8 protein-coding genes are annotated in these 8,375 nt (G+C 61.0%); 5 read left to right on the top strand and 3 right to left on the bottom strand.

Annotation, left to right across the window (positions count from 1 at the left end):
* Positions 1-216: 216 nt before the first annotated feature.
* Both ACTJGZ_RS10500 and ACTJGZ_RS10495 read left to right on the top strand, forming a co-directional pair.
* Complete coding sequence (locus ACTJGZ_RS10500; RefSeq protein ID WP_441662871.1) at positions 217-489, top strand: hypothetical protein; 273 nt, start codon at positions 217-219, stop codon at positions 487-489.
* 36 nt (positions 490-525) lie between these two features.
* Positions 526-888 (top strand): hypothetical protein, encoded by a 363-nt coding sequence (locus tag ACTJGZ_RS10495; RefSeq protein WP_441662870.1) that lies wholly within the window; start codon positions 526-528, stop codon positions 886-888.
* A gap of 167 nt (positions 889-1,055) precedes the next feature.
* Here the strand turns inward: ACTJGZ_RS10495 and ACTJGZ_RS10490 are convergent, their stop codons facing one another.
* Complete coding sequence (locus tag ACTJGZ_RS10490; RefSeq protein ID WP_441662869.1) at positions 1,056-3,416, bottom strand: penicillin acylase family protein; 2,361 nt, start codon at positions 3,414-3,416, stop codon at positions 1,056-1,058.
* Between the two features lie 502 nt (positions 3,417-3,918).
* Between ACTJGZ_RS10490 and ACTJGZ_RS10485 the strand changes: the two genes are divergently transcribed.
* Together ACTJGZ_RS10485 and ACTJGZ_RS10480 are read left to right on the top strand one after the other, a co-directional pair.
* Positions 3,919-4,326 carry a DUF1090 domain-containing protein gene (locus ACTJGZ_RS10485; RefSeq protein ID WP_441662879.1) on the top strand — a complete coding sequence of 136 codons (408 nt, stop codon included), beginning with the start codon at positions 3,919-3,921 and terminating at the stop codon, positions 4,324-4,326.
* A gap of 420 nt (positions 4,327-4,746) precedes the next feature.
* Positions 4,747-5,016 carry a hypothetical protein gene (locus ACTJGZ_RS10480; RefSeq protein WP_441662868.1) on the top strand — a complete coding sequence of 90 codons (270 nt, stop codon included), beginning with the start codon at positions 4,747-4,749 and terminating at the stop codon, positions 5,014-5,016.
* A 37-nt stretch (positions 5,017-5,053) separates the two neighbouring features.
* Here the strand turns inward: ACTJGZ_RS10480 and ACTJGZ_RS10475 are convergent, their stop codons facing one another.
* Positions 5,054-6,301 carry an SLC13 family permease gene (locus ACTJGZ_RS10475; protein ID WP_441662867.1) on the bottom strand — a complete coding sequence of 416 codons (1,248 nt, stop codon included), beginning with the start codon at positions 6,299-6,301 and terminating at the stop codon, positions 5,054-5,056.
* Between the two features lie 141 nt (positions 6,302-6,442).
* Between ACTJGZ_RS10475 and ACTJGZ_RS10470 the strand changes: the two genes are divergently transcribed.
* Positions 6,443-7,195 (top strand): DUF6796 family protein, encoded by a 753-nt coding sequence (locus ACTJGZ_RS10470; RefSeq protein WP_441662866.1) that lies wholly within the window; start codon positions 6,443-6,445, stop codon positions 7,193-7,195.
* 29 nt (positions 7,196-7,224) lie between these two features.
* Here the strand turns inward: ACTJGZ_RS10470 and ACTJGZ_RS10465 are convergent, their stop codons facing one another.
* A complete protein-coding gene (locus ACTJGZ_RS10465) occupies positions 7,225-8,238 on the bottom strand; it encodes an arsenic resistance protein (RefSeq protein WP_441662865.1) in 1,014 nt (337 codons plus the stop codon).
* Between the last annotated feature and the right edge of the window lie 137 nt (positions 8,239-8,375).

Raw genomic sequence — 8,375 nt, 5'->3', positions numbered from 1 at the left:
GGCCTGCCAGGCTGCGCTGGACGCGGGTGAGCTGGAAATTATCCCGCTGGATAAAGCCGTGGCGCCCTTGCAGCTGTTTGCCGCTTACCCGCAGCGGAAATACCTGCCCCGCAAGGTGAAGGCACTGGCTGGACATTTTGCCGAGGCGCTGCGGGAGTTGTAGCGGCTGGAACGGATGGATACCTGATTGCCGCTGAGCCGGCGAGGGAGAAGGGCATGGCAGCAGCATCAGAGGCGCGTTGGTTCACCGTATTGGGCTGGGTCGCCACGGCGACGGCCATGGCAATGTATGTGTCCTATATCCCGCAGATCGGCAATAACCTGCAAGGCCTCAAGGGGGATTGGCTTCAGCCCTTGGTGGCGGCGGTCAATTGCACGCTGTGGGTGATGTACGGGTTGATGAAAAAGCCCAAGCGGGATTGGCCGATTGCGGCGGCCAATGCGCCGGGCATTGTTTTTGGGCTGGCGACGTTTGCGACCGCAGTATGAGCGGGGAGCGTCATGGCGGGCAAGAGGAGTCAGGGAATGCTGGGAATAATGAGCCGGAAGGTATTTTGGGCAGGCAGCATGGCTGCCGTGCTGAGCGGGATGCCGCTGGCGGCCAGCGCGCAAGCGCCGGCTGAGGAACTGTGCGAAACCGTAGCGCTGTTATCACGCTCGACCATGCATGTGCGCCAGCATGGCGTCAGCCTGGAGAATTTGCTGGCAGCGCATGCTGCGGACGGCAAGAACTATGGCGGCCAGATTGAATTGGTGCAGGCGATTGCCCGTGATGCCTATGCAATGCCCGCGGTGGAGGATGAGGCAGCCAAAAGTCAGGCGGTCGAGGCATTTGGCGAAAAATGGCGCAAGCTGTGCCTGACACCGGACGGGCAGGAGCAGCCGTAGCGTGCCTTAGTGTCTTAGTGCCTTTGCCTTTGCCTGATGCCTGATATCTGCATGTCTGCCGGAGCGGCGGAAACATGAAAACGGGATACCTGCGCGCCAGGTATCCCGCGCCAGCGGATCGGGAGCATGTCAAGCTGGCGCCTTGCCAGGGCGCCAGCTTGACGGTCTTAGAATGTCCCGTCAGCCTGGGCTTTCAGGGTTTTGACCGTCAGCTTCGGGTCGGCCTGGATTTCGGCCTCGGTAAAGCGGATATCCAGGTACTTGCCGTCGCGGAAGAGCCGGGTTTGCTCTGTGTTGAGCGGCGAGTTGGCGTCATCCGACTGGCCCTGCACCTGGATTTGCTTGCCGCGCGGGCCTTGCGGTGTCATTTCCACCCAGTAGATGAAGCTGCTGCCGCTGATGGCTTCCCAGCCGTCCTGGCCCTGGAAGGGGCCGGTATTCATGCGCAGGAAGGCCGCGCCCCCTGGGACGGCGATCCGTTCACCCTTGACGGTGCGGTGCTGATAGCCGCGCAATGAGGCATCCAGCGCAATGCCGTGGCGGGTGAGGTCATTGACCGCGGCATAGAGCGCCAGGCGCACCTCGTCGGAAAGATTCAGGCCGCGCGGCGTATTGAGCGGATCATTGGCATCGAAAGGCACGGTGTACCAGGCCGGGGTGATTTTGCTGTTTTCCAGGAACCGGCGGAACAGCACCGCACCTTTGTCATCCAGCAAATAGCTGCCGTTCCAGCCAGCCAGGGCCGCGCAGGCCTGCGGCAGCTGGGCGGGCGCATCGGCGCGTGCGGTCAGCGATTGGCAGAACGGCACCAGCTCTGGCAGCCAGGTGCGGGCATAATCCCGGCCATCGAACAACTGGCCGATGAATTGCTCCAGCGTGAAACCCTTGCCCGGCAAGCCATCGGTTTGTTGCAGGCGTTGCTCGATGATTTCCAGGCCGCCGCGCGAACGGTTGCTCAGAACGGTTTTTTCTTTCCCATACAAAGACGGATAACCTTCCAGCGGCGCGCGCAGGTTGGTAATCCAGTAGGAGTCGTTGGCGTTGTAAACATAATCGTCGCGGAATTGATAGGGAATCTGATCTGACGGGAAAATGCCAGGGAAAATCGCGCTGTCATCCTGAACCGGCGCGCACTGGGTGCGGCTGCCATCCAGGATGCCGTTGGCGATAGCGCAGTCGCTCATCATGGCATCAGTCACATAGGGCAGGGGGTTGGGCATGGAGCGGTAGGCATGCCCTTGGGAGTCTGCCGCGGTGGAGTTGATCCAGGCCACGCCCAGCGTTGCCTTGTCGGCTGCATGGATGTCCTGCACGGTTTTGGCCTGGGAATACAGATGCCACATATTCAGGCCTGAGACCTTGAGGGGGCTGTGTTTCCAGGTATAGGCATGCGCGGCCGTCCAGGGGCGGTCGGTAGAGGCGCTGACCGTGCCGAACAAGGTTTCGTAGAAGGTATGGGTGTATGGCGACAGCTTGCCATCGGCGCCGCGCACTTGAACGGTGACGGTCGTGGGCACCATTTCATGGCGTTTGCCATCCACCAGATAGCTGGTGGGCGAACCGGGCACCAAGTCCAGGCGGTAGCGCACGCCATTGGTAATCGTGGCGCCTGCCGAGGTGGCGGCCCAGCCTACCGAATCATTATGGCCAATGCCGATGACAGGGCTGGCCCCGAAGGTCATGCCGTTGACATTGAGCTTGCCGGGAATCGTCAGGTGCGCGGCGACCATGCCGTCGGCTTTGTTCCATTCCCAGTGCGGGTTGGAAAACACCATGCCGGTGCCGTCCCGGGTGGCGTCCTTGCCCAGCGCCACCATATTGCTGGCCAAAATCTTGGGCGCCGGGAGGGCAGCGCGCTGCGCTGCGCTAAGGCGCACGGCATCTTTTTGCGTGCCCGGCGGCACCGCAGCCAGAAAGCCGCTGAATTCATTGTGAACGGCAGTCAGCATGTCGGCCCAGAACGCGGCATTCAAATAGAGGTCGCGTTCAGTGATGGGGCGGATCCAGTCTGCGCCCGCGCAACGTTCATCCGGCAGCTTGTAATCGACTTCCTTCAGGTAGCGGTTGTAGCCCGCAACATAGCCGCGCACCAGTTCGCGGACTTCCGGCAGGATGCCGGTAGGGCCCTGGTCTGCCAGCAACTGGTCCAGCCAGCCCTGATCTATGAGTTTCTGAAAATACAGGTCGCTGGCCAGATTGCCATTGCGCAAATCAAAGGGAAAATCGGGGCCGTTTGCCCCGAAGCGCGCCGCTGTCTGGGCGCCAGTGGTCAGCCAGCGGCCAGACATGGTGCAGGCGTGGTCTTCCGCCCAGACATAGCCCAGCCCATAGCCCGCGCTGGCATAGTCATTTGCCTTGATATGGGGCACGCCGCCAGTCGTGCGGCGAATATCCACCTGATAGGCGTCTGGCGTTGGCGTGGTGGTGTCGGAATCGGATTTGTCGGAACCGCAGGCCGCGACGAGCGCAGCCATGATGCCGACCCATGCCACATTGCGCACCAGTTGTTTTTGTCGAGATGGCTTCATGAAATATGTCTCCTCCAGAACGCTTTGCGTTGCTGTTTTTATTGTCTTTTGTTCGTTGAAACACCGGCCGTCTGAAACGACACGGTGACAAGCACGGCAGCAGGGGTAGATCTGCCGGGGGGGAGAAACGCAATGGGTAGCTACGTTCCTGGAAAGCCATTTCTTGTGAATTTATTGACCGTCCGGCAGGTCAATTTATAAGGGGCTTGGCGTCTGGCCGCAAGGCTCGCGGATGTGGGAATAACCCTGTTTTTCTTGTTTTCTCTAAAGTGGGGAAAACCGTGATTGCGCTGAGCGAAACACAGTTATCTCTAACAAAAATTCTAGTTTTTGCATGATTTTTGAAATCCTTGACGTTGAAGGAACGGAATTCTCAAAGTTCTGATTCAGTGCGGCCAAGACATTCGTTATAACAATGTGTAACGAGCCGTATGCCTGTGAGCAGTGGGCGTTCCACAAGGATGGCTGCCTGCCACAGCGCGATAGCAGAGGAGAGAAAGTGATGCAAAGATTGCTGCAAATAACATTGTTGATCATGGCCTGTGCCGCCTTGCCGGCGCAGGCAGCTAACCCTCTCTGTGAACGCAAGGCAACGGCCATCGAACAGCAACTGGGGCATGCCAAGGCCTATGGCAATGTGTACCGCCAGCGCGGCCTGGAACATGCTTTGTCAGAAGTGCGTTTGCGTTGCACCGATGAGGCCGTCCTGCAGGACAAACGGGCAGATATTGCAGAGCAGGCTGAAGCCGTTAACGACATCCTGGCGGAAATCGAAGAAAAGCAGATGGAAGGCCGCCTGGATAAGGTACGCAAGCTGGAGCGGAAATTGCTGCGGGAACGGGAAGAACTGACGGTATTGCAAGAGGAACTGCAGGCGCTGGAAGCCGTCAGGGCCGGGCCAGGCAAATAGGCTTGTTTTAGCCGCCCGCTTGAGGCTTGCAGGATAGGCTCGCAGCGCGCTGGAATGGCCGCTATACCAAGGGGGCGTCTGTTGTAGTAGCATCTGCTGTAATAATAAAAAATAGTGATACAAGCTAGGCAATTTGGGGGCGCGTGCTGATACAAGCCTGCCCCCTCAGGCCGGGCAGGGGGTGCGCTGTGCCAGGCCATGTCTCATCAATACCAGGCCGCAACAGCTCAATGGATGGATTAGGCGCAGCCAGCGCGGCGGTTCTGAACCCTTTGGCTGCGTGATGGCTGGCGTGCCTGAGAAACGGCGCGGATGCCATATACATAGGTGGTTTGAATGAAAGCCGGAGCAGGCCTGTTCGGTGGAATCAGGCGATCGTTTATTGCCGCAACTGTGGCAGCGATGCTGGGCGTCCTGAGTATGGGTGCCCTGGGCGGCATGCTTTACTACGCGGTTTACCCCGTCTTGGCGCCCTGGCATGGCAGCATGGACGCCTGGCACGGCGATTGGGTGTGGCCGGCGACGGTCTCGGCCGGCGTGCTGTGGTCGCTGGGCTTTGTTTGCGCGGGCCTTTGCTATGCCAGGCTGGAACGCGCCGGGGTCGATGTCGCTACCCGCCGCGCCAGCTATGTGGTGGTGCTGTGGCTATCTGCCGTGTGTTCCTGGACGCTGGTATTGCTGAGCGCCTGACTTGGGCCTTGGGGCGCCTGCCGCCTGCCGGATGCCTTCAGGCGCCAACCAGAAGGATCCAGGCGCCTGCCATGATCATGCAGGCCAGGGTCACTGGCAGCCCGGCGCGGGCGAATTCGCCAAAGGAAATCTTGACGCCGCAGGCAGCCGCTTGCTCGGCCACAATAATGCCGGCCAGACTGCCAAAAATAAACAGATTGCTGGCAAAGCTGGACCCCATGACGAGGGCCGCGCCCATGCTATTGGTGGTTTCTGCGGTCGGGCGCAGAAAGGGCAAGAGCATCATGACCGAAGGGTTGGTGCCCACCAGCGTGCATAGCAGGGCGATGACCAGGAACAAGGCGATCGGGGAATCCAGATGAATGCCCGCGCCGCGCAGGTCGCCCAACAGCACCTCGGGCAGGCCCGTGGCGGCAAACGCGGCATTGACCATGAACAGGCCCATGATCAGCAGCAGCAGATTGCCGTCCACATGCTTGAGCATATCGCTGGAAGCAATCTGGCGATTGATCAGGAGCAGGCCTGCGGCGCTCAGCGCGACGAGTTCGCGCGGCCAATCGCTGGCGACAAAGGCAATGATCACGGCCAGCGTGACCAGGCTGGCCTTGATGGTTTCCCAGAGATCCAGCGGCGGGATGATGCCGCCCGCCGCCGCGCCGGATGCCGCTGGCAGGGCAGCGTCCAGCGTCCAGCGGCGGCGGTACATAAAAGCCACAATGCCCCAGACCAGTGGCAGGGACACCAGCGCGGGCACAAAGGTGGCGCGCAGCAGCCCCATAAAAGAGAGATCCAGCGCCTGGGCGACAATCATGTTTTTGGGGCTGCCGATCAAGGTGCCGGCGGCGCCAGTATTGGCGGCAAAGCAGAAAGCCAGCAGAAAGGGCACGGGATTCAGTCCCCGGGCCAGTGTCAGGGCGACCAATAGCGGTGTCATGGCGACAACTACCACGGCGTTGCTCAGCAGCGCCGAGAGCACGCCGCCGACGACGACCAGCGCCGCCAGCAGGGCGGGAGGGCTGATGCGCAGGCTGGCCACCCGCTGGGCGGTCCAGGCATAAAAGCCGGATTCAACAAAGGCGGCAGAAACCACCATCAAGCCGAACAGCAGGCAAATGGTGCGGTAGTCTATTGAATGCCAGGCCGCTTGCGGCGTAATGCTGCCGACAGCCATCATGGCCAGCGCGCCGATCACGGCAGCGCCGGTGCGGTCAACTTTGAAGCCTGGCAATTTGCCGAAGCCCATGGCGACATAGACAATCAGGAAAATCAGCAGGGTAATGTCCATCTGGTCTATCGGCCTCTTGGCTGCCACTGTAAAAAAAGGAAGGTGCCCCCAAGCGGGGGCCCGATCATGGTAGTTTAGCGTTAGCTGCGCTGGTGCAGTGCGCCTGAGGCGAGAAGCGCTGTCTTTCCTGGAGAGTAGGTCATGTCATCTTTTGATTTGCAAAAAGCTATCAGAAGCAGTTTGATTTGCGGTGTACTGGCAGCAGTTTGCTGGTCGATTGCAGACATGCTGCTGGTCGGTTTTGTTCCTAGGCCTGCGGCCTATCCGCTATTTTCCCAGACGCTGGCGCAACAGCTCGATAGCAATATGGCGGTCTTGATGCTGGATGGCTCGCCGCAGCGCCTGATGTGGGGAATCTATCTGGCGACGTTCAGCGTGCTGCTCTATCTGCTGTCATGCTTTGCCTTGTATCGCATACTGCCGCGCGGCAGCCTTAGCCGCTTGACGGTATTGCTCTTGCTGGCGGGCTACGCCTGGTCTCCCTTGGGGCACGCGGCCTTCGGTTTTGTCGGCTTGCAGGCGCAAAGCATGCTGCCGGGGGATAGCAGCGCACTGGGCGCGCAGGTGCTGGCCTTCAACCAGTTTCAGCATTTGCTGACGGTGCATTGGATAGGGGCCGTGGCGGCCAGCGCATTGGGATGGTTATTGGTGATGGGGCGTGTCATGGCTGGCAGAACGTATCTGCCGCGCTGGAGCGCATGCCTGAACCCGTTGATTGTGGCCATTGTGCTGGCGGCGGTCACGCTGCAATTTCCGGCCAGCCAGCTGGCGGTATGGGTAGGCAGCGCCAGCCTGAATCTGGCGCAACTGGTATTTTTTGCCAGCGCCTGGTGGTGGTATGCCGGCGGCAGGCCGGTCGGGGCGGTGCAGGACGGCGCCGGCGAGGCCGAGTAAGTCTGGCCGCGCGGGGCAGCCGGGCGCGGTCAGGCCGGCTTGTCCTGCGTGCGCGTGCGCCGGGGAAACAGCGGCAAGAGGCGGATATAAGCCAGCTCTGCCAGCAGCTCTATCAGGGTCTGGCTCAGCACGACGGCAGCCAGCCAGGGGGGCGCGCCGGGAATGGCCAGAACCAGCGGCAGGATGACCAGTGAATTTCGAGTGGCGGCGCTGAATGCCAGCGCCCGCGCCTGCGCGGGGGGCAAGCGCCATTGCCGGGCGATCAGCCAGCCCAGCAGCGGGGCAGACAAGGCAAACAGCAGATAGACCGGCAGGATTTGCCGGACGATAGGCAGTGCCTGCGTGAGTTGCGGCAGGACAGCCGCGACGACGACAAATAACACCCATGCCGTGGCGGGGACGGGCAGCAGGCCTAGCAAAGCCGTGAGCGCCGCCCTTCGTGGCCGCGGTTTGCCGTGCGGGCGGGACGCCAGGAGGAATTGTGTGAGCGCGGCCAGCGCCAGGGGCACGGCAATCAGCCAGACAAAGGCGTGAAGAAAGGGGGCGGCGCTGATGCCCTGGGTGGCCTTTGGCGTGAGGAAAAGCGGGAGATAAAGGGGCAGCAACAGCATTTGCAGCAGCAAGAGCGCGGGTGTGGCCGCCAAGAGCAGACGCGCATCTGCCCGGCCCATCTGCGCGAAGGTCACAACGTAATCTATGCAGGGGCAGAGCAAAACCATCAGCATGCCCAGCCGCAGCAGCGGCTCCGCCGGAAAAAGTGGCAGCAAACCGGCGACTAGCAGCGGGATCGCAGCGAAATTCGCCAGCAGCAAGGCCATCAGGAAGCGGCCATGCGTAAACGCGCGTTTCAGCTCGGCCATGGGAACCTGAAAAAAGGTCAGGTAGAGCATGCATGCCAGGGCGGGATTGATCCAGGCTTCCAGTCCGCCCGCAGGCCAGGGCAGGCCATTAGGCGCGGACATTGCCAGCGCTGCCGCCAGCAGCACGGCACCGAAGTAAATGAAAACCTGATGGCGTTCCAGAAAGTCGCGTAGCGAAGACATGCGGGAAAGGGGGGCAGTAAACCGGGAGCTAGCCGGATTGTGCCTGAAAATGATGAGCGGCGATAACGCGGGGATGGCCCTGGCGGGAGATGCAAAAAAAACCGGCATGATTGCGATGCGCCTGAGTGCGCACCACA

Origin of the sequence: Kerstersia sp. (assembly GCF_052103615.1) — a bacterium.
Lineage (GTDB): Bacteria > Pseudomonadota > Gammaproteobacteria > Burkholderiales > Burkholderiaceae_B > Kerstersia.
This window is presented reverse-complemented; position numbering and strand designations above follow the sequence as displayed.